Origin of the sequence: Pseudomonas sp. ICMP 10191, assembly GCF_001467335.1 — a bacterium.
GTDB lineage: Bacteria > Pseudomonadota > Gammaproteobacteria > Pseudomonadales > Pseudomonadaceae > Aquipseudomonas > Aquipseudomonas cerasi.
Genome location: NZ_LKGW01000076.1, coordinates 1 through 293, shown reverse-complemented (window position 1 = coordinate 293; position 293 = coordinate 1). Strand labels below are relative to the sequence as shown.

Sequence of the window (293 nt, the reverse complement as noted above, 5' to 3'; positions counted from 1 at the left end):
GCGCGGTGGCGGGGCGCGTCATCACCGTTGACCGCGACATCGATCTGTCGACCGGTGCCAAGCTGCGTGTGAACCTGCCCAGCGGCAAGACCGAGGCGAGGGTTATCACCTCGCTCACCGGCCGGCGGGTAACTGTGGCTGCCAGCTTCAGTGAAGTGCCAGAAGCCGAATGTGGCTGGATACTTGAATACGATGACCTGAAAACCATGCAGTTTCTGGTGCGCAACATCACGCGCCCGGAATGGCACCAGTACCAGCTCGAGTGCATCCAGCACGAACCGAGCAAGTTTGAC

1 protein-coding gene is annotated in these 293 nt (G+C 60.8%); it reads left to right on the top strand.

Annotated elements, in window-relative coordinates:
* Window positions 1-293, top strand: a 293-nt coding sequence (locus tag AO388_RS07175) for a hypothetical protein (RefSeq protein WP_153003977.1), incomplete at both ends; no start/stop codon positions are given.